The organism is Phenylobacterium sp. LjRoot219 (assembly GCF_964252995.1).
Lineage (GTDB): Bacteria > Pseudomonadota > Alphaproteobacteria > Caulobacterales > Caulobacteraceae > Phenylobacterium.
In genome coordinates, this window is sequence record NZ_CAXUQI020000002.1 from 102213 (window position 1) to 124508 (window position 22296).

The 22296-nt window shown below is 69.1% G+C and carries 26 protein-coding genes and 1 pseudogene; 20 read left to right on the forward strand and 7 right to left on the reverse strand.

The window, feature by feature from the left end; genetic code table 11:
- The first annotated feature begins 10 nt into the window (after positions 1-10).
- The 4 genes from urtC (at position 11) to ACSQ14_RS18520 (ending at position 2918) form a co-directional block, all read left to right on the forward strand.
- Positions 11-1081 carry an urea ABC transporter permease subunit UrtC gene (gene urtC, locus ACSQ14_RS18505; RefSeq protein WP_436015642.1) on the forward strand — a complete coding sequence of 357 codons (1071 nt, stop codon included), beginning with the start codon at positions 11-13 and terminating at the stop codon, positions 1079-1081.
- On the forward strand, positions 1078-1836 hold the full coding sequence (gene urtD / locus ACSQ14_RS18510) for an urea ABC transporter ATP-binding protein UrtD (RefSeq protein ID WP_436015644.1): 759 nt from the start codon (positions 1078-1080) through the stop codon (positions 1834-1836). Before urtC ends, urtD begins: the two co-directional genes overlap by 4 nt.
- Positions 1820-2527, forward strand: a complete 708-nt coding sequence (urtE, locus tag ACSQ14_RS18515; RefSeq protein WP_436015646.1) for an urea ABC transporter ATP-binding subunit UrtE — start codon at positions 1820-1822, stop codon at positions 2525-2527. The genes urtD and urtE overlap by 17 nt, the downstream gene beginning before the upstream one ends.
- Positions 2528-2681: 154 nt before the next feature.
- Positions 2682-2918 carry a hypothetical protein gene (locus ACSQ14_RS18520; RefSeq protein WP_436015648.1) on the forward strand — a complete coding sequence of 79 codons (237 nt, stop codon included), beginning with the start codon at positions 2682-2684 and terminating at the stop codon, positions 2916-2918.
- Positions 2919-3041: 123 nt separating this feature from the next.
- Here the strand turns inward: ACSQ14_RS18520 and ACSQ14_RS18525 are convergent, their stop codons facing one another.
- Complete coding sequence (locus ACSQ14_RS18525; RefSeq protein ID WP_436015650.1) at positions 3042-3467, reverse strand: YybH family protein; 426 nt, start codon at positions 3465-3467, stop codon at positions 3042-3044.
- 322 nt (positions 3468-3789) lie between these two features.
- Here ACSQ14_RS18525 and ACSQ14_RS18530 point away from each other — a divergent pair, with 322 nt between their 5' ends.
- Positions 3790-4179, forward strand: coding sequence for a hypothetical protein (locus ACSQ14_RS18530; protein ID WP_436017618.1), 390 nt, complete (start codon positions 3790-3792; stop codon positions 4177-4179).
- A gap of 223 nt (positions 4180-4402) precedes the next feature.
- Entirely contained in the window at positions 4403-4702 is a 300-nt protein-coding gene (locus ACSQ14_RS18535; RefSeq protein ID WP_436017620.1) for a hypothetical protein, read from the forward strand.
- Here ACSQ14_RS18535 and ACSQ14_RS18540 read toward each other — a convergent pair.
- The 4 genes and pseudogenes from ACSQ14_RS18540 to ACSQ14_RS18555 form a co-directional block, all read right to left on the reverse strand.
- Positions 4613-4798: pseudogene (locus tag ACSQ14_RS18540) on the reverse strand (HWE histidine kinase domain-containing protein); the annotation flags it as partial. The gene ACSQ14_RS18535 and the pseudogene ACSQ14_RS18540 sit on opposite strands and share 90 nt — an antisense overlap.
- Before the next feature lie 47 nt (positions 4799-4845).
- Positions 4846-5214 carry a PAS domain-containing protein gene (locus ACSQ14_RS18545; RefSeq protein WP_436015652.1) on the reverse strand — a complete coding sequence of 123 codons (369 nt, stop codon included), beginning with the start codon at positions 5212-5214 and terminating at the stop codon, positions 4846-4848.
- A 49-nt stretch (positions 5215-5263) separates the two neighbouring features.
- Positions 5264-6016 carry a hypothetical protein gene (locus ACSQ14_RS18550; RefSeq protein ID WP_436015654.1) on the reverse strand — a complete coding sequence of 251 codons (753 nt, stop codon included), beginning with the start codon at positions 6014-6016 and terminating at the stop codon, positions 5264-5266.
- A gap of 24 nt (positions 6017-6040) precedes the next feature.
- Positions 6041-6472, reverse strand: a complete 432-nt coding sequence (locus ACSQ14_RS18555) for a hypothetical protein (RefSeq protein WP_436015656.1) — start codon at positions 6470-6472, stop codon at positions 6041-6043.
- 337 nt (positions 6473-6809) lie between these two features.
- Between ACSQ14_RS18555 and ACSQ14_RS18560 the strand changes: the two genes are divergently transcribed.
- Positions 6810-8036, forward strand: a complete 1227-nt coding sequence (locus tag ACSQ14_RS18560; RefSeq protein ID WP_436015658.1) for an alpha/beta fold hydrolase — start codon at positions 6810-6812, stop codon at positions 8034-8036.
- Positions 8037-8231: 195 nt separating this feature from the next.
- Entirely contained in the window at positions 8232-8642 is a 411-nt protein-coding gene (locus ACSQ14_RS18565; RefSeq protein WP_436015660.1) for a nuclear transport factor 2 family protein, read from the forward strand.
- 22 nt (positions 8643-8664) lie between these two features.
- Here the strand turns inward: ACSQ14_RS18565 and ACSQ14_RS18570 are convergent, their stop codons facing one another.
- Together ACSQ14_RS18570 and ACSQ14_RS18575 are read right to left on the reverse strand one after the other, a co-directional pair.
- Entirely contained in the window at positions 8665-9585 is a 921-nt protein-coding gene (locus ACSQ14_RS18570; protein WP_436015662.1) for a response regulator, read from the reverse strand.
- Positions 9586-9590: 5 nt separating this feature from the next.
- The gene (locus ACSQ14_RS18575) at positions 9591-12947 is read right to left on the reverse strand and encodes a hybrid sensor histidine kinase/response regulator (RefSeq protein WP_436015664.1); all 3357 of its coding nucleotides are present in this window, start codon (positions 12945-12947) and stop codon (positions 9591-9593) included.
- 358 nt (positions 12948-13305) lie between these two features.
- Here ACSQ14_RS18575 and ACSQ14_RS18580 point away from each other — a divergent pair, with 358 nt between their 5' ends.
- The 12 genes from ACSQ14_RS18580 (at position 13306) to ureC (ending at position 22288) form a co-directional block, all read left to right on the forward strand.
- Entirely contained in the window at positions 13306-14502 is a 1197-nt protein-coding gene (locus tag ACSQ14_RS18580) for an amine dehydrogenase large subunit (protein WP_436015666.1), read from the forward strand.
- Between the two features lie 2 nt (positions 14503-14504).
- On the forward strand, positions 14505-15050 hold the full coding sequence (locus ACSQ14_RS18585; RefSeq protein WP_436015668.1) for a MauE/DoxX family redox-associated membrane protein: 546 nt from the start codon (positions 14505-14507) through the stop codon (positions 15048-15050).
- Between the two features lies 1 nt (position 15051).
- The gene (gene mauD / locus ACSQ14_RS18590) at positions 15052-15651 is read left to right on the forward strand and encodes a methylamine dehydrogenase accessory protein MauD (protein ID WP_436015670.1); all 600 of its coding nucleotides are present in this window, start codon (positions 15052-15054) and stop codon (positions 15649-15651) included.
- A gap of 33 nt (positions 15652-15684) precedes the next feature.
- Complete coding sequence (gene mauA, locus ACSQ14_RS18595; protein WP_436015672.1) at positions 15685-16212, forward strand: methylamine dehydrogenase (amicyanin) small subunit; 528 nt, start codon at positions 15685-15687, stop codon at positions 16210-16212.
- Entirely contained in the window at positions 16209-16664 is a 456-nt protein-coding gene (locus ACSQ14_RS18600) for a c-type cytochrome (RefSeq protein ID WP_436015674.1), read from the forward strand. Before mauA ends, ACSQ14_RS18600 begins: the two co-directional genes overlap by 4 nt.
- Complete coding sequence (locus tag ACSQ14_RS18605; RefSeq protein ID WP_436015676.1) at positions 16661-17140, forward strand: c-type cytochrome; 480 nt, start codon at positions 16661-16663, stop codon at positions 17138-17140. Before ACSQ14_RS18600 ends, ACSQ14_RS18605 begins: the two co-directional genes overlap by 4 nt.
- A 122-nt stretch (positions 17141-17262) precedes the next feature.
- Positions 17263-18747 (forward strand): agmatinase family protein, encoded by a 1485-nt coding sequence (locus ACSQ14_RS18610; RefSeq protein WP_436015678.1) that lies wholly within the window; start codon positions 17263-17265, stop codon positions 18745-18747.
- 152 nt (positions 18748-18899) lie between these two features.
- Positions 18900-19733 (forward strand): urease accessory protein UreD, encoded by an 834-nt coding sequence (locus tag ACSQ14_RS18615; RefSeq protein ID WP_436015680.1) that lies wholly within the window; start codon positions 18900-18902, stop codon positions 19731-19733.
- 8 nt (positions 19734-19741) lie between these two features.
- Positions 19742-20044: an urease subunit gamma gene (locus tag ACSQ14_RS18620; protein ID WP_436015682.1), complete on the forward strand. Its 303-nt coding sequence runs from the start codon at positions 19742-19744 to the stop codon at positions 20042-20044.
- An 11-nt stretch (positions 20045-20055) separates the two neighbouring features.
- A complete protein-coding gene (locus ACSQ14_RS18625) occupies positions 20056-20277 on the forward strand; it encodes a HupE/UreJ family protein (protein WP_436015684.1) in 222 nt (73 codons plus the stop codon).
- Positions 20274-20579 carry an urease subunit beta gene (locus ACSQ14_RS18630; protein WP_436015686.1) on the forward strand — a complete coding sequence of 102 codons (306 nt, stop codon included), beginning with the start codon at positions 20274-20276 and terminating at the stop codon, positions 20577-20579. Before ACSQ14_RS18625 ends, ACSQ14_RS18630 begins: the two co-directional genes overlap by 4 nt.
- Positions 20579-22288, forward strand: coding sequence for an urease subunit alpha (gene ureC / locus ACSQ14_RS18635; RefSeq protein WP_436015688.1), 1710 nt, complete (start codon positions 20579-20581; stop codon positions 22286-22288). Before ACSQ14_RS18630 ends, ureC begins: the two co-directional genes overlap by 1 nt.
- The last annotated feature ends 8 nt before the right edge of the window (positions 22289-22296 follow it).

Below are 22296 nucleotides of genomic sequence, written 5' to 3' on the forward strand. Positions count from 1 at the left end.
GGGGGGCGGCATGCGTTTTCCCAAGACCCTCAGCCCCAAGACCCTGGCCTTGCTGGTCACGGCGCTGGCGGCCGCCGCGGCGCCGCTGGTCATCGGCTCCTACGACCTCAACCTGATCTCCCGCTTCCTGGCGATGGGCGTGCTGGCGCTCGGCATCGTGCTGATCTGGGGCGAGGCCGGCATCCTCAGCCTCGGCCACGGCGTCTACTTCGGGCTCGGCGGCTACGCGCTGGCGATGCACCTGAAGCTGACCGCCCTGGCGCCCGGCGAGATCCCCGACTTCATGGTCTGGAGCGGCCTCAAGGCGCTGCCCTGGTGGTGGCGGCCGTTCGAGAACCCAGCCTTCGCCCTGATCAGCGTCGTCGCCATCCCCGGCGTGGTCGCGGCGCTGTTCTCCTGGATGGTGTTCCACCGCCGGGTCGGCGGTACCTATTTCGCCCTCATCACCCAGGCCCTGGCGCTGGCCTTCGCCACCCTGCTGGTCAGCCAGCAGGGCGCGACCGGCGGCTTCAACGGCCTGACCGAGTTCTCGACCCTGTTCGGCGCCGACCTGAACAGCCTCGGCGCGACCCGGACGCTCTACTGGGTCACCCTGGCGGCGGTGATCGGCGCGGCCCTGCTGCTGGCGGCGCTGCGCAGCTCGCGCTTCGGCGTGCTGCTGCGGGCGGTGCGCGACGGCGAGAACCGCATGCGGTTCCTGGGCTACGACCCGACGCCCTACAAGGTCGCCGCCTTCACCCTCTCGGCGATGCTGGCCGGCCTGGCGGGCGCGCTGTTCACCCTGCACGCCGGCATGGTCTCGCCGGCCCTGGTCGGCGTCACGCCGTCGATCGAGATGATCATCTGGGTGGCGATCGGCGGCCGGCAGAGCCTGATCGGCGCGATCCTCGCCGCCCTGCTGGTCAACCTCGCCCGCGACCGGATCTCCAGCGCCCTGCCGGAGCTGTGGCTCTATGTGCTGGGCGCCCTGTTCATCGGAGTGGTGACGCTGATGCCCCGCGGCCTCGCCGGCGCCGCCAGCGACCTCTTCGCCCGACTCCAGCGGCCGGCCGCCCTCGAGCGCAAGGAGGCGACCGCATGAGCGCCGCCCTGCTTCAGGTGCACGACCTGGTCGTCGACTTCAGCGGCTTCAAGGCGATCAACGGCATGAGCTTTACGCTCCAGCCCGGCGAGATCCGCGTGCTGATCGGCCCCAACGGCGCCGGCAAGTCGACCTTCTGTGACACCATCATCGGCCGGGTCCCCGCCGCCTCTGGCCGGATCCTCTTCAAGGATCAAGACATCACCCGGCTTTCCGAGCACGCGATCGTCGGCCGGGGGATCTGCCGCAAGTTCCAGGCCCCGGGCGTGCTGCCCAGCCTGACCGTCGCCGAGAACCTGGCTATCGCCGCGCGCCAGGATCGTCGCTGGTGGCGCAACCTCGGCCGCGCGCTGCCCGCGGCGGAGCGGGCGCAGGCCGAAGCGGTGCTCGAACAGGTCCGCCTCGTCGACCGGCGCGACGTGATCGCCGGCGAACTGGCGCATGGCGAGAAGCAGTGGCTGGAGATCGGCATGGTGATCGCCACCGACCCGGACCTGCTGCTGCTGGACGAGCCGACCGCCGGCATGGGCCCGGCGGAAACCGCCCGCACCGCCGACCTGATCAAGTCGCTCGCCGGTCGCCACACGGTGGTGGTGATCGACCACGACATGGCCTTCGTCGAACAGCTCGCCGCGCCGGTGACGGTGATGCACCAGGGCAAGCTGCTGAAAGAAGGCAGCGTGGCCGCGATCCGCGCCGACGCCGAGGTCGCCGCAGTCTATCTGGGACGGACCAAGCATGACGCCGCTGCTTAAGCTCGACGGCGCCTGCGCCGGTTACGGCCAGAGCCAGATCCTCTGGGACGTCTGCCTGAACGCGCCAGCCGGCGGCGTCACCGCCCTGATCGGCCGCAACGGGGTCGGCAAGACCACCCTGCTGCGCACCATCATGGGGGCCCAGCCGCTGACCGGCGGGCAGATGATGTTCGACGGCCAGGACGTCAGCCGCATGCCCTCGCACCAGCGCGCCCGCGCCGGCATCGGCTACGTCCCGCAGGGGCGGCACATCTTCCCGCACCTGACGGTCGAAGAGAACCTCGCCGCCGGCCTCTCGGCCGCGGCCGGACGCGGCGGCGGCAAGGTCCCGGACCATGTGTTCGACATGTTCCCCAAGCTGGCGCAGATCCGCCGGCGCAAGGGCGGCTTCCTGAGCGGCGGCGAGCAGCAGCAGCTGGCGATCGGCCGGGCGCTGGCCGGCATGCCGCGGCTGCTGCTGCTGGACGAGCCGACCGAGGGCGTCCAGCCGAACGTCGTGCAGCAGATCGAGGCGGCCCTCCAGCGGGTCCGCCGCGAGCTCGGCGTGACCATCGTCATCGTCGAGCAGTACCTCGATTTCGCCTGGAGCTTCGCCGACAACTACTGGGTGATGCAGCGCGGCCGCATCATCCGCCAAGGCAGCACCCGCGCCGAAAGCGCCGCCGACGTCGCCAGCCTGGTGTCGATCTAGCGGCCGCAAAGATGTGAACGCCGGCCGCCTCCAGGTCATTGTGATTTTTGCGATTTCGCCTTTTTCTGACTCATTCGCCGATTTCTCCGGCGTTTTTGACTTTTTCGGCAGTTCAAGCGCCTGGCGCTCGAACGCCGGCGCAAAGGCCAGGCCGATGAATTCGGTTGAGATCGCCGCGGCTCTGCTCGAGGTCGAAGGGGCGCCGCGGCTGGTCGCCTTCCTCGGCTCCGGCCGCAAGTGCGACGCCGTTCCGCTCGAGTTCGCGATGCTGAGGATGTTCCCCGACAGCAGCCACGACGAGCTCGCGGCGGGCCTCCAGCTCGCCCTCGACGTCGCCCGGCTGGACATGGCCGAGGTCGACGCCCAGGGAGGTCACGGGTTGCGGCACTGAGCGTCCCGTCGTGCACGAGAAGCGGGCTCGCTCGGGCCCCTCAGCGATCCTGGGCGTCGAGCCCGCCACGGCCGAAAGCAGAAGTTCGGAACTTCAGCTAAGGTTGGAAGAGAGGCCTCCTGCCTATAACGCCGACTGCCCTTTGCCCCACGCCCAAGCCGCGATGCGCCAGTCGTCAGCGACTTTCCGGAGCGCCGTCGTGAAGGTCGCTCCGGACTGCGTGACCTGCTTGCCCTTGAGTTTGAAGGTCATGGTCGCGGGCGAGACCACATAGGCGGCATCGCCTGTGACGTCGGCGTGTAGAGTGAGCGCAATGGTCACGTGGTAGTCGCTGGCCCCCGCGTGCTCACCTTCCGCTAGCACGTCCCGGTACCAGTCCTTGGCGGCTGTCGGCCCCTGCCACAGGTGCGGAGCCATCCCGTCCAGGATCGTGCCCGGAACGGCGAAGCAGGCCGCCATCGCCTCGGCGTCGCCCACGTTGAAGGCGTCGATGTAACGCTTCACGGTGGCCACTGCGGCGTCCGCGGCCTGGGTCGGTTGAGTAGACATCGGGTCGCTCCTCGATTGGCCCGTCGGGTCGGAAGCATGGGGCGCGGCGGCGCAATGACCGATCAGGCGTTCACCCGAGAGGGAATGGGCAAGGGACCGAATTCGAGATCGAGACCAGCGGAACAGGCGCGGGGCTCACTCAGGGATTCCTCAGCTACGTGCCGGAGGATCGAGCGGCGAGCGCGCGCCTCGGGCTCGTTCGCAAACCGTGGCCGGAGAGCGGCTTCGACCGGGCCAGCTAATCCGCGCGACCATGGGGCGGCGGCGCGAACCCAGGCCGCCGGCTGGGCGTTGTGGTCGGCGCTGGAGTGGAGAGGAGCCTATGCGCAAAGGCCGCGCCCCCGTGATCACCATGACGCAAACTGCCGCCTGGCGAAAGCGCCACCCCGAGGTCGCCCCTCTCGCGCAGATCGCCGCCATCGACTTCGAACCAGCGACGGAGGTGGCCGCGATCACGGCAGCGAATTTCGCGCAGGCTTTAGAACGGCATGCGACCGCCGCGGCTACGGCGGCAGCGGTCGTCGGCATGAGTAAGGCGGAAATAGTCAGGCTCGTGCGCCGCGCGAGGACCCGGGGCGATGGCAGCGACGAACAGCTTGCACTGATGATGGAGGACGCGCGCGTCGCCCTTCAGGCCGCTGTTGACCTATTGGGCGCCGCCCATGCACGGATGAAAGTGGCGCAGGCGGTCGTGACGGTGGCTGGCGAGTGAATGGTCGCGGGGGCGGCGGTACATCGATGTCGCTACGGTCACTCGGCCAGCCGATCCTTGCGCATGCGCAGCATGCGACGAGCCCGCTCGGCTGCCAGTCATAGGACAGCGATCCGTCTAGTTGCTGGGCGACGCTGCGCGAAATCAGCTTGCTTCCGAAACCCTGCATAGCGGGCTCGCCCATGACGACAGGGCCGCCGTCTTCGGCCCAGGTGAGGGTCAGATGCAACTCGTCGCTGAATGCGGAAACATCCAAGGTGCCCTCGGTGGCGAACAACGCCCCGTGCTTGACGGAGTTGGTCGCCAGCTCATGGATCACCAGCGCAATCGTGGTCGCTGCGCGTTCGCCCACGCCCATCCGCGGTACGGCTACCCGAATGCGGCGGGCAAATGCGCCTTGATCGTCATAGGGCGCGAGCAGCACCGTCAACAGGTCACCGAGCAGCGCAGCGCTCCCTTGGCCCCCGGGAAGCGGACGGACGAGATCATGGGCCCGGTCAAGCGCGGTAAGCCGTTGGATTAAACTGGTAGCCATCTCCTCGAGGCTGTTGGCGGAGCGCCAGGAGATGCGTGTCAGGCCCGTCGCGATCGCCAGCAGATTCTTCACCCGGTGGCTCATCTCGCCAGCAAGAAGCTCATGTCCTTCCTCAGCCTGCTTACGCCCCGTCACATCCAGGAAATTCCAAACAGCACACGACCGACAATCCCCGCATCGGCGCCCTGGCCCCGCGCCGAGATCCAGCAAACTTTGCCAACCATGATGCGGAAGTCGATTTCGTAGGAACCCGCCACTGAGCGCGTCGCCGTGAACGCCGCGCGAACCCGGCCACGATCGGCGGGGTGGATATGGGCCGAAAGCTCCTCGAAGGAGACTTCGGCACACCAGGGCAAGCCCCACATTTCGAAGGCGCGAGCGTCCATGGTGAAGCGGTCGGTATCGACATTCCACGACCAAAGCGCGACGCGGGCGGCGTCTATCGCTTGCCTGAGGTGTTCAGGGCGCCAAACGTGAGAGCCAGGGCCCTGCGCAGACAATAGTGACTCCTAGGCGCCCCGCCGCCGGGACGACGGCGGGGCATGAAGACTAACGGTTGGGCGTGGGCGAGCCCGGGCGGTCGCTTGTCGTCCGGTCCGGCCGAATGTCGTCGTCGGCGTATCCGGCGGCTTCATCCGCCGCGAACGAGCGGGTCTCGCCATAACGTCGGCGCTCGGCCGCGATCTGGTCGCGGCTGTAGGGCTGAGCGTCTGGATCGAAGCGCGTCCATCCTTCCGCGCGATAGGCTTCGCCCCGGGCTCGCGCCTCGACGCCGCGTTGCTGATTCAGGAGGGCCTCAATCCGACCGGCCTCCTGATCTTCGGCCTTCACGCTCACCAAGGTCCCGCCCCGTCGGACGCCTTCCGAGTAGACGTGAGCTTCCTCGTCGGAATGGCCGGCCTCCTTGAGCGCGCCGAGCAATCCGCCCGCTGCGCCCCCGGCCGCCGCGCCGGCGGCGGCGCCAAGCGCCGTCGAGGCGAGCCAACCCGCCGCGACGACCGGCCCGAGACCGGGGATCGCCAGCATCCCTAAGCCGGCAAGCAGGCCGGCCGCTCCGCCGATGAGCCCGCCCGTCGTGGCGCCCTTCTTCGCGCCGTCGGCAGTGTCGTTCTCTCCGTCGCCGTTGCGGTCGCCTAGCGGCCCGCCCGTGGAGCCGGCGTGGCGGTGGCCTTCGTGCCAGTTGTCCGTGTTGTTTGAGACCAGGCTGATGCGGTTATGATCCACACCCGCGCGCTCAAGGTCGTCCACCGCGCGCAATGCTTCGGTGTGGCTGTCAAACAGCCGAGTGATCGTTCGCGTCATAATTCTACTGTCCTGCTATTGGCGTTACTTCGCTGAAACTGCGCCTTTGAAATCCAGGGACACCTGGACCGACTTGCCGTCCTTCTTGGCGCTTGCGGTCCAGAACCCGTCCGGGGTCTTCGTCAGACCGGAGACGTCCGTGTAACCAGCATTCTCCATGTGCCCTTTGGCCTGAGCCTCGGTGAACGAGGAGGAGCCGGGCGTCTGGGCCGCTTCTGTCTTGTTCGTGTCCGTATTGATGGGGTCGTTCTGAGGCGAACTGGCCGGGGACACGGCGCCTCCAGCGTCCGCCATACCGCCTGCAGTGCTGGCCGTGGCGTCGGCCGCGGTCGTTGCAGCGTCACTGGCGGAAGCTTCCGTCCTGGACGCGGTTTCCGAGGCTGGTTTGGAGCAGGCCCCCAGCGCTCCTACCGCCATCACCATGCTCGCAAGCACGGCCACATTGATCCTTCGCATGATCGAATTCTCCCGCCAAAGAGCGCACACAGCGTCCCGCCGCCCGTTCCGTTCCGAATGTGACGCTTAAATGGGCGCCGGACGGCGGAATCGGGGGCCGGGGGAACGAAAAACCATGGAATCTCGGTGGCTTACGCGGCTTATCCGCCCCCTGGGGCCGAGCGCGCCGCCAGCCATCCGACAGCAGATACGTTGCGCGCGGCGATCGATCGGCGACTCCGTTTGGGTTGGCTCCAGCAGCTCAACCGATTGGAGAAAAAGGAGAAATCCGACAGTTTCGCGGAACACCCGGATCGCCGACGAGTTGCGGCAGGCCCAATCTCCGAGGTCCGCCCCCATGCCGCTTCTCGGCTTGATCCGATTTTTCACGACCCTGCTGTCTCTCGCCATCCTAGCAGCAGCGGGCTACCTGCTGTGGAGCTGGTATGATGGCTACCTCCTCCGCGACACCGCTGGCGTGCTGCACCGCGAGCGGGAAGCCTGGCGGCTATGGACCGGAGCGGGGCTTCTGGCCTGGTCCCTCCTTGGGCGGAGCATTCTGCCGCTGCTGCTCGCCAAGCGCGACGTGCGCGCCACCCGCGCGACACACGGCGCAGGACAGATGATCGCCAGCCCAACTGGCTCCTCGCTCTATGTCGAGAGCCATGGCCCGGCAGGCGCGCCCCCGATCATCTTTACGCATGGCTGGGGCATGGACAGCACGTTCTGGCACTACGCCAAGCTGGATCTTGGGGACCGGTTTCGGCTGGTCCTGTGGGATCTCCCGGGCCTCGGCAAGTCGAAGGCGGCCGGCAGGCAGGCGATCAGCCTCGACGCCTTCGCCACGGACCTTGCGACCGTCATCGACCACGCCGGCGGCCAGTCCGTCGTCCTGGTGGGCCACAGCATCGGCGGCATGACCATTCAGACCCTTGTCCGAGACTACCCTCAGCTCCAGCGCCGGATCGCCGGCGTGGTTCTGCTCAACACCACCTACACCAACCCGCTGAAGACGATGATTTTCAGCGGCCCGCTCCAGGTGCTCCAACGGCCGGTGCTGGAACCGGCGATGAAGCTGATCACGGCGCTGCAGCCGCTGGTGTGGCTTTCCAGGTGGCAAAGCTACCTCAGCGGCTCTTCGCACCTCGCCCAGCGGTTCGGCTTCGGGAAGTTCGTCACTCGCAGCCAGCTTGAACACACGACATTGCTGTCGACGCGCAACCCGCCCGGCGTCGTCGCGCGCGGCGACCTGGCCATGTTCCATTGGGACGCCACGGGCGTCCTGAACCGGCTGCGGGCGCCCGCGCTGGTCATCGGCGGAGACCGGGACGTCGTCACCAAGCTCGAGGCGAGCCGCGCCATCGTTGACGAGAGCGATCTCGCCACGCTGCGGGTGGTTGAAGGCGTCAATCACATGGGCCCGATGGAACGCGCCGACCTCTACAATCAGATGATCGGCGAATTCGCGCTGCAGGTTCAACCGACTGCGTCGACCGACCTGCCTGCACCAGCTCGCGGCCTCGAGCCAGACCTGCGGGGTGACGCGGCCGAAACACCCTCGCCTCCCCCGCCGCTGCCGCATTGAGCTGGACGACTAAGCTGAGCTTGCACGGAGCCGCTTTCCTTCGCGGAAGTTCGAACTTCCGCTTTGGGTCCGATTGCGGACGTTGAGCCGGCCCCAACCTGCTGGTGTGTCCACGACGACTAGGACGAGGAGCGCTTCTGGCGCAGGTGCTGATCCGGCCTCACCATCTCTGCGTTCCGAAAGCGTGAGGAACCCATGGCTTTCACCGGACCACTCGAAAACCGCATCGCGATCCGCGAACTGCACGACACATATGCCGACGCCAGCTTTCGCGGCGACATGGAGCAACGGCTCGGCTGCTTCATCGAGGACTGCACCTGCATCAATCCCTACGGCGAGATGCGCGGCAAGGAGCAGCTGAAAGCCACGTGGGACCAGATCTTCGCGAGTTTCGACGCACTCGGCTTTTTCCCGGTGATGGGCGGGATCGACGTCGACGGCGACCGCGCCACATCGCGCGCCTATATCCGCGAGGTCTTCCTCGCCAAGGACGGCTCGATCATGAAGCTCGTCGGGAGTTATAGCGACCAACTGGTGCGCGAGAACGGGGCCTGGAAATTCGCGAAGCGCGAATATTCGGTGCTGATCCGCGAGGGCGGGAATTAGCGGGACCGTTCATCCAGGGACGCTACCGCCACTGGGTGAGCGTGCGCACCGCCAACACCGCGGCCGAGGCCCGGTTCTCGGTGCCGAGCTTCTGGAAGACCTGCTCGAGGTGCTTGTTCACCGTGCGCGGCGAGATCCCGAGGATCTCGCTGATCTCGCGGTTGGGCTTGCCGCGGCTGAGCCAGAGCAGCACCTCGGCTTCGCGCACCGTCACCCCCAGCCGGTCCTGCAGCAGGCCGGCCTCGGCGCCGGACTGGGTCTCGCTCAGCCGGAACAGGAACTCGCCCGGGCCGACGCGGCTGAGCAGGGTGAGTTCGAGCCGGCGCTCGCCGACCTCGAACGGCGCGCTCTGCGCGTCGGTCGGCCCGGCCTTGCGCAGCCGCGCCAGCCGCTGCTCCACCGCGACCGGCGTCTGCACGCCGTCCCAGCCGGGAAACAGCTCGCCGAGCAGGGCGTCGACCTTCGGCGTGCACCACAGCATCCGGCCGCCGGCGTCGGTCGACAGCAGGTAACGGCCGGAGGTGTCCAGCGCCGCCTGGCTGCGGTGGGTGATCCGCGCATTGGTCAGGTGCACGCGGATCCGCGCCAACAACTCCTCGACGACGATCGGTTTGGCCAGATAGTCGACCCCGCCGGCGTTGAGCCCCTCGACCACGTGCTCGGTCTCGCTGAGCCCGGTCATGAAGATCACTGGCAAATGCTCGAACCGCTTGTCGCGCTTGAGCCGCCGGCAGGCCTCGAAGCCGTCCATCACCGGCATCACCGCGTCCATCAGCATTAGGTCCGGGGTGACCTGCTGCAGCAGGTCGAGCGCGCGCTGCCCGTCGCCGGCGACCAGCACCGTCATCCCGGTCTGGTCGAGGGTGTCGAGCAGGAAGTTCAGCGAGTCCGGCTCGTCGTCGACGACCAGCACGGTGCCGCGCGGCTCCGGCAGCTCAGCCATGTGGTTCATGCTCTCAGGGCCTTTTCGAAGGATTTCAGGTCGAGGCGCTTGACCATCTGTCGCAAGTGCTCGGCGAAGGGGCGGTTGGCCTCGTCGGCGGCCTCCATGTCGGACAGCCGGGCCTCGATGGCGCGGACGTGGCCGATGGAGGCGAGCTGGCTGAGGCTGTCGATGAACGGCTTGGCCGTCGCCGGCGCGCGCGCGGCCAGCTCGCCTGTCCGCGTCTCCGGCTCCAGGGCGTCCTCGATCCAGGCCAGCCGCAGCAGGTCGCGGACGTGCTCCAGCAGGACGTGCATCTCCCAGGGCTTGGCGACGAAGGCGTCGTGCAGCGCGCGGCCGTCGCCGCCCGGGCTGTGCTCGTGGGCGTTGGCCGAGACCATCATGATCCTGAGCCGCGGGCCGCGCGGCAGCGCGCGCAGTCGGGCGGCGACCTGCCAGCCGTTCTCGCCGGGCATCTGGATGTCGAGCATCGCCAGGTCGGGGTCGACGACCGCCGCCAGATCGACCGCCGTCTGGCTGTCGGAGGCGGTGAAGAGCTGGAAGCCGAGCGGCCGCAGCAGCCGCTGCAGGATCTCCAGGTGGGCGGGGTCGTCGTCGACCAGCAGCAGGGTCTTCCGCTCGCCCCTGTAGCCCTTGATCTTGACCGCCGGCACCGCCTCGACGCCGGTCGCCAGCGGCTCCGGCAGCACCATCCGCAAGGTGAACCGCGAGCCCTCGCCCACCGTGCTCTTCACCGACAGATCGCCGCCCATGATCTGCGCGAGCACCCGGCTGATGGCCAGCCCCAGGCCGGTGCCCGGGGCGATCTTGGCGTTGGCCGAGGAGCCGCGCTCGAACGGCTCGAAGATCCGCTCGAGGTCCTCCTTGGGAATGCCCATGCCGCTGTCGGACACCTCGAATTCGACCGAGGGGCCGCGGTAGCGCACGCTCAGCTGGGCGTGACCGCTGGCGGTGTATTTCACCGCATTCGACAGCAGATTGATCAGCACCTGGCGCAGGCGCTTCTGGTCGGCGTGGACGTAGCTGGGCAGCCGGCCGGTGTAGTCGAACCGGAATTCCAGCCCCTTGGCCTCGGCCTGCAGGCGGAACATGTCGACGATCTGGTTGAGGAACTCCGGGAAGGCGAGCTTGTCGCGGCTGAGCCGCAGCACGCCGCTCTCGATCCGCGAAATGTCGAGCAGGCCCTCGACCAGGTTGATCAGGTGCTCCGAGCTGCGGCGGATCACCCGGGCGGCGTCCTGCGAGGGGACGGCGTGGTCGCGGTCGAGCAACTGGGCGTAGCCGTAGATGGCGTTCAGCGGCGAGCGGATCTCATGGCTGACGCCCTGCAGATAGCGGCTCTTGGCGGCGTTGGCGGCGTCGGCCGCCTCCTTGGCCCGCTGCAGCGCCGCGTCGGTGCGCTCGTGCGCTTCGATCTCCTCCGACAGCAGCGCGTTCTGGCGCAGCATCTCGACCTCGGCCGCGTGCCGGCTCTCGTTGGCCAGCACCAGCAGCCAGGCGGCGACGCCGGAGACCAGCAGCAGGCAGAAGAACACGCTCCACAGGGTCAGGCTGACCTCCGCGGCGACCGCCTGCGAGGTGATCGCGTACTGCAGGAAGATCCCGTAGAGGATCCCGCCGATGATCAGGTTGAACAGCAACATCATCCCGAGGAACCGGGCCATGGTGCTCTGGGCCAGGGCGACGAGGTTCGGGGGCAGCACCCGGCGCAGGACGCCCAGCACCTGGTCGCCGATCCGGCTGTCGGTCTTGCAGGCGTCGTGGCAGCGGGTCTCCAGCGTGCAGCACAGCGAGCAGATCGCCCCGGCGTAGACCGGGCAGAAGGCCATGTCGGCACGCTCGAAGCTGTTCTCGCAGATGACGCAGACGTGGGCCGGCTGGCGCGGCAGCTCGTCCGGCTGGCGGGCCAGGTAGAACCGGCTGCGGGTGGCCAGCGCCAGCGCCGGCGCGGCGACGAAGGCGACGGTCAGGCCGAGCACCGGCGCGAAGGCGTGCATCGTCGGCCCGAAGGCGCCGATCAGGCACAGGGTCGAGACGATGATCGACAGCCCCATCGCCCCGACCCCGACCGGGTTGATGTCGTAGAGGTGGGCGCGCTTGAACTCGACGTGCTTCGGGGAGAGTCCCAGCGGCTTGGCGATCATCAGGTCCGCCGACAGCGCGCCGATCCAGCCGGCCGCCAGGTTGGCGAACAGGATCAGGATGCCCTCGACCATCCGGAAGATGCCGATCTGCATCAGCAGCAGCGCCAGCAGCACGTTGAACACCAGCCAGACCACGCGGCCGGGGTGCGCATGGGTCAGCCGGGAGAAGAAGTTCGACCAGGCGATCGAGCCGGCGTAGGCGTTGGTGACGTTGATCTTCAGCTGACAGACGATCACCAGGACGCCGGTGGCCACCAGCGCCGCGGCCGGCGAGCCGCCCATATCCTGGAAGACCGACAGGAACATGTGGGCCGGGTTGACCGCCTGCTCGGCGCTCATCCCGTGCTCCATGGCGAGGAACACCAGGAACGAGCCGAGCATCAGCTTGACCCCGCCGATCAGCACCCAGCCCGGTCCGCTGGCCAGCATCGCGGTCCACCAGGCGAAGCGGCCGACCCGGCGTTGCGGCGGCATGAAGCGCAGATAGTCGGCCTGCTCGCCGATCTGCGGCAGCAGCGACAAGAGCGTCGAGAGCGCCAGCCCGAACCGCAGCAGGTCGACCGACCCGTCCGGCGCGCCGGACGTGCCCATGAACCGGCTCCAGTCGCCCAGCTCCTCGCGGCGGAACAGCAGGATGAAGCCGATCGGCGTCAGCTGCAGCGCGATCCAGATCGGCTGGGTCAGCATCTGCATCCGGCTGATCAGGCTCATGCCGTAGATGGCGATCGGGATCACCACCAGCGAGCTGATCATGTGCGCCAGCCACAACGGGATCCCCAGCACCAGCTCCAGCGCCACCGACATGATGCTGGCCTCGATGGCGAACAGCAGGAAGGTGAAGGAGGCGTAGATCAGCGAGGTGATGGTCGAGCCCAGGTAGCCGAAGCCGGCGCCGCGGGTCAGCAGGTCGACGTCCAGGCCGTCGCGCGAGGCGTAGTAGGCGATCGGCAGGCCGACGAAGAACATCAGCGCCATGGCCGTGGCGATCGCCGCCCAGGCGTTCGAGAAGCCGTAGGCCAGGGTGATCGACCCGCCGATCGCCTCGCAGGCCAGGAACGAGGCGGCGCCGATCGCCGCGCTCGCCACGCGGAACGGCGACCAGCGCCGGGCCGTGCTGGCGGTGTAGCGCAGGGCGAAGTCTTCCAGCGTCTGGCTGGCGGCCCACTTGTTGTACTGCCGCCGTTCCCGGAAAATGCTCTGGCGTGGGTGCACGGTCATGGCCCGTCGCGCCGGAACAAGTCCGCGCCCCCCGTTACTCTACTCATGGGCGCATATTGACCGCGCCGGCCGTCACCCGGCCGAAACAAGGCGTATCGAACAAGGGTCTTTGTTGCGGCGCCGTCTTTCCGGTCACAGCGCTTAACAAATGCAAATAGCGCAGGCGCTCGCAGCGCCTGCGACGAGCGCGTCCAGCACCACTCAGGATCGTAAGTCGCCCAGCCCACGAGGCGGATCATGCGCCCGAGCGGGTGCGGAGGACCCTACGTCAAACGCCTTATGGCGCGGCGCACCCCGATCTTGACCATTGCGAGGCCGGTGCAGCTGCGCCCGGTTCGAGGCAAGGGACATCCGACTGATGGGTTCGACGACTTGGCGCGCCGCTCTGGCCTCCACCGCCGTGGCCGCAGTCGCCCTTTCGGCGCTCCCGGCCGCCGCGCAGGAGCCGGCGCAGGCCGCGCCGCCTGCCGCCACGCCGCCCCCGCTGCCGTCGGAGACGCTGGGAACGGGTCTGCTGCCGCCAGCCACGCCGCACCGGTACTTCCTGTCCGCCCGCGGCGGCGGGGTGACGATCATCAACGGCGACACCGCCAAGATCGAAGGCACGGTGAACGGCTCCGGCTCGTTCGGCTTCGCCGTCGCCCCCGACCAGAGCCGCTTCTACATTTCCGAGACCATCTGGTCGAAGCAGAACCGCGGCAAGCGCCAGGACCTGCTGTCGATCTACGACGGCACGACCCTGGAGCTGCTGCACGAGGTCGAGCTGCCGGGTCGGCTGATCGCCTCGGGCCGCACGCCCTATTTCAACATCAGCCACAACGGCGCGCGCGGCTACGTCTACAACTTCGAGCCCGCGCCCTCGGTGATCACCGTCGACCTGGTGAAGCGCAAGGTGCTGTCGGAGACGCCGACCCCGGGCTGCGGTCTGGTGTTTCCGTTCCGCGACGAAGGCTTCGCCTCGCTCTGCGCCGACGGCTCGCTGCTGAGCGTCACGCTCGACGCTCGCGGCCGCGCCCAGGCGACCGCCTCGCCAGTCTTCTTCGACTCCGAGAACGATCCGGTGTTCGAGGAAAGCCTGGTCGACCGCGCCACCGGCCAGGCCATCTTCGTCACCTACACTGGCCTGGTTCACCAGGTGCAGCTCGGCGCGGCGCCGAGCTTCCAGCCGGCCTGGTCGATCCTGCGGGCGGCAGGCCAGGGCCCGGCGACGACCGCCCCCGACCATAAGACCTGGCGGCCCGGCGGCCGTCGGCCCTTCGCCTACCACCCCGGCAGCGGCCGGCTCTATGTGCTGATGCACGAGGGCCGGCACTGGACCCAGAAGCAGGCCGGATCGCAGGTCTGGGTGCTCGACGCCAAGACCCAGGAGATCGTCCGGCGCATCGACCTGCCAACCAACGGCTACATCGTCTCCGTCTCCCAGGACGCGCAGCCGCTGCTCTACGTCACCTCCGAGGAGGGCGCGCTCTCGGTCATGGATCCGGAGAACGGCAAGGTTCTGCGGAGCCTCGACAAGCTGGGGCGCACGGCGCTCGCCGCCGTGGTCGGGTTCTGACCTTGCTGCCCGCCGAAGCCGCCGCCCTGCAGGTCGCCATCCGGGTGGCCGTCGCGCTGATCTTCCTGACCAGCGCCTGGGGCAAGGCGCGCCGCCTGCCGGACGTCGTCGAGGCCGTCCGCAACTACCGTTTGCTACCTGAGCGCCTCACCATCCCATCGGCGATGCTCCTCCCCATCGCCGAGGCGCTCGCGGGAGGCGCCCTGCTGGTTGACCCCTTTTGCCAGCAGGGCGCCGTTCTCGCTGGAGCTCTGCTCCTGCTGTTCGCGCTGGCCATCGGCGTCAACCTGGCCCGCGGCCGGCGCGCCATCGACTGCGGTTGCGACCTGTCCGGGCGCGGCCAGCCGATCTCCTGGCGGTTGGTGGCGCGCAACCTCGGCCTGACCGCGCTGCTCGCCTTCACCCTCGCCCCGGCTCGCCCCGTCGCGCCGGCGGTCTGGGCCGCGGCGGCCGCCACCGCCGCCCTCGCCTTCTGTCTCTACCTCGCCTTGCACCAGCTCTGGTCCGTCGCCGCGCCGCGGCCCGTCGGCGCCAGCGGAGTCCGCTGACATGTTGATCGTTTCCCAGTTCCTGCTTTGGGTCGTCGTGGCCCTGCTCGTCATCACGGTGCTGGCGCTCGCGCGTCAGATCGGCGTGCTGCACGAACGGATCGCCCCGATGGGCGCCCTGGTGGCCGACAACGGCCCAAAGGCCGGCGACCTCGCGCCGCACCTGCACACCCGGACGCTGGACGGCCGGCCGCTGGCGCTCGGCCCCGGCCACATTGGCCCGAGGCCGACGCTGCTGCTGTTCGTCGCCCCCTCCTGCCCGGTCTGCAAGAAGCTGATCCCGATCGCCAAGGCCGTCGCCGCCAGCGACGACCTCGACCTGATCTTCATCGGCGACGGCGACCTCGACGAGCAGCGCAAGATGGTGCTGCGCCATGGGCTGCAGGACTATCCGTTCGCCAACAGCCCGGAGATCGGCCTCGCCTTCCACGTCGGCAAGCTGCCCTACGGCGTGCTGATCCGGGCCGACGGCGTGCTCGCCGCCAAGGGCCTCGTGAACACCCGCGAACATCTGGAGAGCCTGGTGGTGGCCAAGGAGACCGGCTTCCCGTCGGCCCAGGCCTACCTCCGCGCCACCAGCCAGCCCCCGGCGGCCGCCTGACCGTCCGCCCCGATCATCTTCGAGGACTGAGCAATGGCTCGTTTTGAATTCGACAAGTTCGGCGACCGCTTCTCCCGCGGGCTCGCCAACCGCACCTCGCGGCGCAGCATGCTGGCCCGGCTGGGCGTCATCCTGGTCGCCGCCCCGGCCTTCCCGCTGCTGCCGATCGAGCGCAAGGCGCAGGCCGCGGAGCTGACCGAGTTCCAGAAGAAGGCGCAGAGCAAGGACGACAAGGAGTGCAACTACTGGCGCTACTGCGCCATCGACGGCTCGCTCTGCACCTGCTGCGGCGGCGGAGTGCACACCTGCCCGCCGGGCACCTCGCCGTCGCTGACCTCCTGGGTCGGCACCTGCTACAACCCGGACGACAAGCGGTCCTATCTGATCGCCTACCACGACTGCTGCGGCAGCTCGTCCTGCGGCCAATGCCGGTGCGACAACACCGAGGCCGCCATGCCGACCTACCGGCCACAGGGCAACAACGAGATCATCTGGTGCTTCGGCACCTCGAGCATGCAGTATCACTGCTCGACCGCGGCCCTGGTCGGGGTGGCGACATGATCCGCAGCCTCCTGCTCGCCGCCGGCCTGCTCGCCGCCGCCGGGCCGGCGCTGGCCCAGACCGCGCCGCCCGCCTACCGCAGCAACTGCCAGGCCTGCCACCAGGCCGACGCCAAGGGCCTGCCCGGCCAGTTCCCGCGCCTGAACGGCCGGGCCAACCAGATCGCCGCCACGCCCGAGGGCCGCAAGTTCCTGATGCACGCCGTGCTGTTCGGCAGCTCCGGTCGGATCGTCGTCGATGGCAAGACCATCATCGGCGTGATGCCGGCCTTTGGGCGGCTCTCCGACCCCGATCTGGCCCAGGCCCTGACCTATGTCTCGCGGCTCGGCGGCGGCAAGGCGCCGGCGGCCTTCACCGCCGCCGAGCTCAAGGCCGCCCGCGCCGACCAGCTGAGCTCGACCGCCGTGTCCGCCAGCCGCGTCCGGCTGCTCGAAGCCAAACAGATCCCGTGATCCACAGCCTGTTCGCCCTGCTGCTCGCCATGGCCCAGCCGGCCGCCGCCGCCGCGGCGCCCGAACTGACCGCGCCGACCTTCAACCACGCCCAGACGCAGTTCACCCTGCGCTGCGGCGGCTGCCACGGGGTGACGGGACGCTCGCCGCCGAGCCAGGTGCCGAACCTCCGCGGCTCGGCGGGCTACTTCCTGTGCACGCCGGAAAGCCGGGAATACCTGATCCGGCTGCCGAACGTGTCGAAGACCCAGCTCTCCGACGCAGACCTCGCCGAGGTGATGAACTACGTCGCCTTCGGGCTCGGCGAGGGCAAGACGCCGAAGGGCGCGAAGCCCTTCACCGGCGAGGAGATCCACCGCCTGCGCAAGACGCCGCTGACCGGCGCCAACCTGAAGCAGGAGCGCGACAAGGTCGTCAGAAAGCTCGTCCGCTCCTGCGGCGCGCCCAAGGACCTGCTGCTCTACGGCAAGCGCTGAGCAGCAGTCGCCTACCGCCCCCGCAAAGCGGGGGAGCTAGTAGGTTTCCTACGTCGTTCGCCGCATACCGCCCCGACACGGCTTCGGTCTTCATGCCGCCCCAGTAGGGACGGGGAAATCTCATGAAGCTCAAAGCCATGGTCGTAGGTGCGCTGATCGCCGGCGCCGCGCTGGCCACCGCCGTCGTCGCCGCGCCGGAGAAGGTCGCCGTTCCCGACTGGCTGAAGCCGAAGATCGCCGACCTGCCGAAGGCCAAGCGCGAGTTCCTGCTCTCCGAGGACGCCGAGGGCCTCGCCGGCTCCTACGAGAAGCTGTTCCTCCGTCTGCGGAACAAGACGCCGCGCGAGATCGAGGCCTACGTCGACGGCATGATGGCGGTGACGGACGCCGCCAAGTTCCATCCCGAGACCGACATGGCGGCGATCCCGCTCGACACGACGGTCAAGCAGTTCAACACCTGGAAGCTGATGCGGCCGCAGGCGCTCAACGCCCAGCGCGAGCCCGGCCCGATCAACCTCAGCTACTACATGAGCGGCCGCAGCGGCATCGCCACCTTCGCCAACGCGCCGGTGGCGATCTATCCGGAGGATCTGGTCGCCGGGAAGGTCGACGTGGCGATCGTCGGCGCGCCGCTGGACATGGGCTCGGGCTATCGCGGGGCCAAGCTCGGACCGCAGGCGCTGCGCAGCATGAGCGGCGCGGCCGGGGTCGACATGTACACCATGGTCAACCCGTCGAAGGAGCTGAACATCGTCGACTACGGCGACATCGCCGTCGACAACATGAGCACCGAGCGCACCGTCCACCACGTGCGCGAGCGCATCGCCGAGATCGCCCGCACCGGCGCCATCCCGTTCATCGTCGGCGGCGACCACAGCCTGGAGTACGCCGATGTCGCGGGGCTCGCCGACGTGCACGGCAAGGGCAGCTTCGGCGTCGTGCACTTCGATTCCCACTTCGACGCCGGCATGGGCGGCGTCCACTTCATCACCCACGGCGCGCCGGTCTACCGGGCGGTGAAGGAAGGCCATGTGCTGGGCAAGAACTACATCCAGGTCGGCCTGCGCGGCGCCTGGCCGGGCCAGGAAGGCTTCGAGTGGATGCGCAACAACGGCGTGCGCTACCACGCCATGCCGGAGGTCGAGAAGCGCGGCTGGGACGCCACCATGGAGCGCGCGCTGAAGGAGGCGCGCGAGAGCGGCAAGAAGATCTTCGTCAGCTTCGACGTCGACGTGCTCGACCCGGCCTTCATCCCCGGCACCGGCACGCCGGTCCCCGGCGGCCTGACCATGCGCGAGGCGCTGCCGATCGTCCGCCGGCTGTGCGCCGAGAACCAGCTGGTCGGCTTCGAGATCCTCGAAGTGGCGCCGCAGCTCGATCCCACCTACCGCACGGCGCTGAACGCCAACTTCATTATGCACGCCTGCCTGACCGGGGTGGCGATGCGCAAGAAGGGCGTCACCCAGCCGGGCTTCCTCAGCGAACTGACGACCGAGCACTTGCAACCCGAGGCCGGACTTAAAGGCGAACGCGACGGCAAGGCCGAAAAGGTCGATCCGGGCTACGCCCACCCGTCGCGCCGTCCGGCCAAGGCCGGCCGCTCCTGACCGGTCGCGCGAGCTCGCGTTCCGCAGGCTACGCCGGCCTGATCGCCGCCTCCGTGCGGTCGGGCGCCCAAAAACCAGGCAACCCACAGGTGACTGTTAAGGGCTCGGCCGCCCAGCTGGACAGTGGGTGGGCGGCTTCCCAGGCTGGCCGCGTGTACCAGGCACCCAGTTCCGCGTCCTCTCCGAGCCTGCAACGCGCCAGCGGCGCCGGCCGCATCGCGGTCCGCGCCGGGGCCTCAGGCGAAACGCGGCTGGCGCGGCTCTATCAGGAAGGGTGCGCCAAGATCCGCCTGCCGCGCGACGCCGCCGCACGCAGCCTCGAAGCGGTGCTGATCAACACCGCCGGCGGCCTGACCGGCGGCGACCGGCTGCGCTGGACCGCCGAGGTCGGCCCCCAGGCCGCCCTGACGCTGACCACCCAGGCCTGCGAGAAGGTCTACCGCGCCGCCGACGATCAGGCGGAAACGGTCACCGAGCTCTCGCTCGGCGCCCAGGCGCGGCTCGACTGGCTGCCGCAGGAGACCATCCTGTTCAACGGCGGGGCCTATGCGCGGCGGCTCGACGCCGACCTCGCCGCCGGCGCGCGGCTGCTGGCGATGGAATCCGTCGTGCTCGGCCGCACCGCCATGGGCGAGCGCGTCACCCACGGCGCGCTGCGCGATCGCTGGCGCGTCCGTCGCGAGGGCCGGCTGGTGTTCGCCGACGAGTTGCGCTTCGAGGGGCCGGTGTTCGAGATCGCCGCCGGCGCGCCGATCCTGGCCGGGGCCTGCGCCTTCGCCTCCCTGTTGCTGGTGGCCGACGACGCCGACCAGCGGCTCGCGGCCGTGCGCGCGGCGATCGGCCCGGCGGGGGGCGCCAGCGCCTTCGACGGCAAGCTGTTCGCCCGCATCGCCGCCGCCGACGGCCTGGCCCTGCGGCGGGCGCTGATCCCGACGCTCGAGATCCTGCGCGACGGCGAGCCGCTGCCCCGCGTCTGGCGGCTCTGAGGACTCCGATGAACCTGACCCCTCGTGAAAAAGACAAGCTGTTGGTCGCGATGGCCGCCGTGGTGGCGCGCAAGCGGCTCGAGCGCGGCGTGAAGCTCAACCACCCCGAAGCGATCGCCCTGATCACCGACTTCGTCGTCGAAGGCGCCCGCGACGGCGCCACCGTGCCGGACCTGATGGAGGCCGGGGCCCACGTGATCACCCGCGCCCAGGTCATGGAGGGCGTGGCCGAGATGATCCACGACGTCCAGGTCGAGGCGACCTTTCCCGACGGCACCAAGCTGGTGACCGTCCACCACCCGATCCGATGAGGACCCGACAGATGCCCCGAAGCACGCTCGTCCTGGCGACGGCCGCCTTGCTGCTGTCGCCTGCGGTCGCCCTGGCCCACCCCGGCCACCATGAGGACGCCGGCCTGCTCGACAACCTCCGGCACCTGGCCACCCAGCCCGACCACCTGCTGGCCGCCGGCGCCCTGCTGCTGATCGCCCTGGCCGGCGGCGGCGTGCGCCTGGTCCGCGCGCGGGTGCGAGCGCGCCGATGATCCCGGGCGAGGTGATCGCCGCCGCCGGCGAGATCGAACTCAACGCCGGCGAGCCGGTCGTCGTGCTGGAGGTCGCCAACACCGGCGACCGGCCGATCCAGGTCGGCAGCCACTACCACTTCGCCGAGACCAATCCGGCGCTGGCGTTCGACCGCGCCGCGGCGCGCGGCCTGCGGCTGGACATCGCCGCCGGCACCGCGACGCGGTTCGAGCCGGGACAGACCCGCGAGGTCGCCCTCGTACCGTTCGGCGGCGCCCGGCGGGTGTTCGGCTTCCGTCAGGCCGTGATGGGCAAGCTCTGATGCCGGCGAGTATCTCCAGGAGCGCCTACGCCGACATGTTCGGCCCGACGGTCGGCGACCGCGTGCGGCTGGCCGACACCGAGCTCTTCGTCGAGGTCGAGCGCGACTTCACCACCTATGGCGAGGAGGTGAAGTTCGGCGGCGGCAAGGTGATCCGCGACGGCATGGGCCAGAGCCAGGTCTCCCGCGCCGGCGGCGCCGTCGACACCGTCATCACCAACGCCCTGATCATCGACCACTGGGGGATCGTGAAGGCCGATGTGGGTCTGCGGGACGGCCGCATCCATGCGATCGGCAAGGCCGGCAATCCCGACACCCAGCCCGGGGTCGACATCATCGTCGGGCCGGGGACCGAGGTGATCGCCGGCGAGGGCAAGATCCTCACCGCCGGGGCGATGGACGCGCACATCCACTTCATCTGCCCGCAGCAGATCGAAGAGGCGCTGATGAGCGGGGTCACCTGCATGCTCGGCGGCGGCACCGGCCCGGCGACCGGCACCAACGCCACCACCTGCACCCCCGGCCCCTGGCATCTGCAGCGGATGATCGAGGCGGCCGAGGCCTTCCCGATGAACCTGGCGTTCGCCGGCAAGGGCAACGCCAGCTTGCCCGAAGCCCTGGTCGAACAGGTCGCCGCCGGCGCCTGCGCGCTCAAGCTTCACGAGGACTGGGGCACCACGCCGGCCGCCATCGACTGCTGCCTCGACGTCGCCGACCAGCACGACGTCCAGGTGATGATCCACACCGACACGCTGAACGAGAGCGGCTTCGTCGAGGACACGATCGCCGCCCTCAAGGGCCGCACCATCCACGCCTTCCACACCGAAGGCGCCGGCGGCGGCCACGCGCCGGACATCATCAAGGTCGCCGGCTTCGCCAACGTCATCCCCTCGTCGACCAATCCGACCCGGCCCTACACCCGCAACACCCTGGCCGAGCATCTCGACATGCTGATGGTCTGCCACCACCTCGACCCGTCGATTCCCGAGGACGTGGCCTTCGCCGAAAGCCGGATCCGCAAGGAGACGATCGCCGCCGAGGACATCCTGCACGACCTCGGCGCCTTCTCGATCATCTCCTCGGACAGCCAGGCCATGGGCCGGGTCGGCGAGGTGCTGATCCGCACCTGGCAGACCGCCGACAAGATGAAGCGGCAGCGCGGGGGCCTACCCGGCGACGGGGCGGCCGACAACGCCCGGGTGAAGCGCTACATCGCCAAGTACACGATCAATCCGGCGATCGCCCACGGCCTGTCGGCGCATATCGGCAGCGTCGAGGTCGGCAAGCGCGCCGACCTCGTGCTGTGGTCGCCGGCCTTCTTCGGCGTGAAGCCGGACCTGGTGCTGCTCGGCGGCATGATCGCCGCGGCGCCGATGGGCGATCCCAACGCCTCGATCCCGACGCCGCAGCCGGTGCACTACCGGCCGATGTTCGCCGCCTTCGGCCGCGCGGTGACCCGCTCGGCGGTGACCTTCGTCTCGCAGCTGTCGCTGGAACGGGGGCTGAGCGAGCGGCTGGGCCTGCAAAAGGAGCTGGTGCCGGTCGGCAACGTCCGCGGCGGGATCGGCAAGGCCTCGATGATCCACAACGCCGCAACGCCTGTGATCGAAGTCGATCCCGAGACCTACGAGGTCCGCGCGGACGGCGAACTGCTGACCTGCGAACCCGCCGACGTCCTGCCGATGGCGCAGCGCTATTTCCTGTTCTGAGGAGACTC

What these genes read in the sequence shown, in the direction of transcription:
- ACSQ14_RS18580 (WP_436015666.1), top strand. Translation starts at nt 13,306, where the DNA reads ATGGGTTCGACGACTTGGCGCGCCGCTCTGGCCTCCACCGCCGTGGCC.
- ACSQ14_RS18630 (WP_436015686.1), top strand. Translation starts at nt 20,274, where the DNA reads ATGATCCCGGGCGAGGTGATCGCCGCCGCCGGCGAGATCGAACTCAAC.
- ACSQ14_RS18620 (WP_436015682.1), top strand. Translation starts at nt 19,742, where the DNA reads ATGAACCTGACCCCTCGTGAAAAAGACAAGCTGTTGGTCGCGATGGCC.
- ACSQ14_RS18555 (WP_436015656.1), bottom strand. Translation starts at nt 6,472, where the DNA reads ATGCGAAGGATCAATGTGGCCGTGCTTGCGAGCATGGTGATGGCGGTA.
- ACSQ14_RS18570 (WP_436015662.1), bottom strand. Translation starts at nt 9,585, where the DNA reads ATGGCTGAGCTGCCGGAGCCGCGCGGCACCGTGCTGGTCGTCGACGAC.
- ACSQ14_RS18520 (WP_436015648.1), top strand. Translation starts at nt 2,682, where the DNA reads ATGAATTCGGTTGAGATCGCCGCGGCTCTGCTCGAGGTCGAAGGGGCG.
- mauD (WP_436015670.1), top strand. Translation starts at nt 15,052, where the DNA reads ATGTTGATCGTTTCCCAGTTCCTGCTTTGGGTCGTCGTGGCCCTGCTC.
- urtD (WP_436015644.1), top strand. Translation starts at nt 1,078, where the DNA reads ATGAGCGCCGCCCTGCTTCAGGTGCACGACCTGGTCGTCGACTTCAGC.
- urtE (WP_436015646.1), top strand. Translation starts at nt 1,820, where the DNA reads ATGACGCCGCTGCTTAAGCTCGACGGCGCCTGCGCCGGTTACGGCCAG.
- ureC (WP_436015688.1), top strand. Translation starts at nt 20,579, where the DNA reads ATGCCGGCGAGTATCTCCAGGAGCGCCTACGCCGACATGTTCGGCCCG.
- ACSQ14_RS18610 (WP_436015678.1), top strand. Translation starts at nt 17,263, where the DNA reads ATGAAGCTCAAAGCCATGGTCGTAGGTGCGCTGATCGCCGGCGCCGCG.
- ACSQ14_RS18550 (WP_436015654.1), bottom strand. Translation starts at nt 6,016, where the DNA reads ATGACGCGAACGATCACTCGGCTGTTTGACAGCCACACCGAAGCATTG.
- ACSQ14_RS18530 (WP_436017618.1), top strand. Translation starts at nt 3,790, where the DNA reads ATGCGCAAAGGCCGCGCCCCCGTGATCACCATGACGCAAACTGCCGCC.
- ACSQ14_RS18600 (WP_436015674.1), top strand. Translation starts at nt 16,209, where the DNA reads ATGATCCGCAGCCTCCTGCTCGCCGCCGGCCTGCTCGCCGCCGCCGGG.
- mauA (WP_436015672.1), top strand. Translation starts at nt 15,685, where the DNA reads ATGGCTCGTTTTGAATTCGACAAGTTCGGCGACCGCTTCTCCCGCGGG.
- ACSQ14_RS18525 (WP_436015650.1), bottom strand. Translation starts at nt 3,467, where the DNA reads ATGTCTACTCAACCGACCCAGGCCGCGGACGCCGCAGTGGCCACCGTG.
- ACSQ14_RS18560 (WP_436015658.1), top strand. Translation starts at nt 6,810, where the DNA reads ATGCCGCTTCTCGGCTTGATCCGATTTTTCACGACCCTGCTGTCTCTC.
- ACSQ14_RS18565 (WP_436015660.1), top strand. Translation starts at nt 8,232, where the DNA reads ATGGCTTTCACCGGACCACTCGAAAACCGCATCGCGATCCGCGAACTG.
- ACSQ14_RS18625 (WP_436015684.1), top strand. Translation starts at nt 20,056, where the DNA reads ATGCCCCGAAGCACGCTCGTCCTGGCGACGGCCGCCTTGCTGCTGTCG.
- ACSQ14_RS18535 (WP_436017620.1), top strand. Translation starts at nt 4,403, where the DNA reads ATGCAACTCGTCGCTGAATGCGGAAACATCCAAGGTGCCCTCGGTGGC.
- urtC (WP_436015642.1), top strand. Translation starts at nt 11, where the DNA reads ATGCGTTTTCCCAAGACCCTCAGCCCCAAGACCCTGGCCTTGCTGGTC.
- ACSQ14_RS18575 (WP_436015664.1), bottom strand. Translation starts at nt 12,947, where the DNA reads ATGACCGTGCACCCACGCCAGAGCATTTTCCGGGAACGGCGGCAGTAC.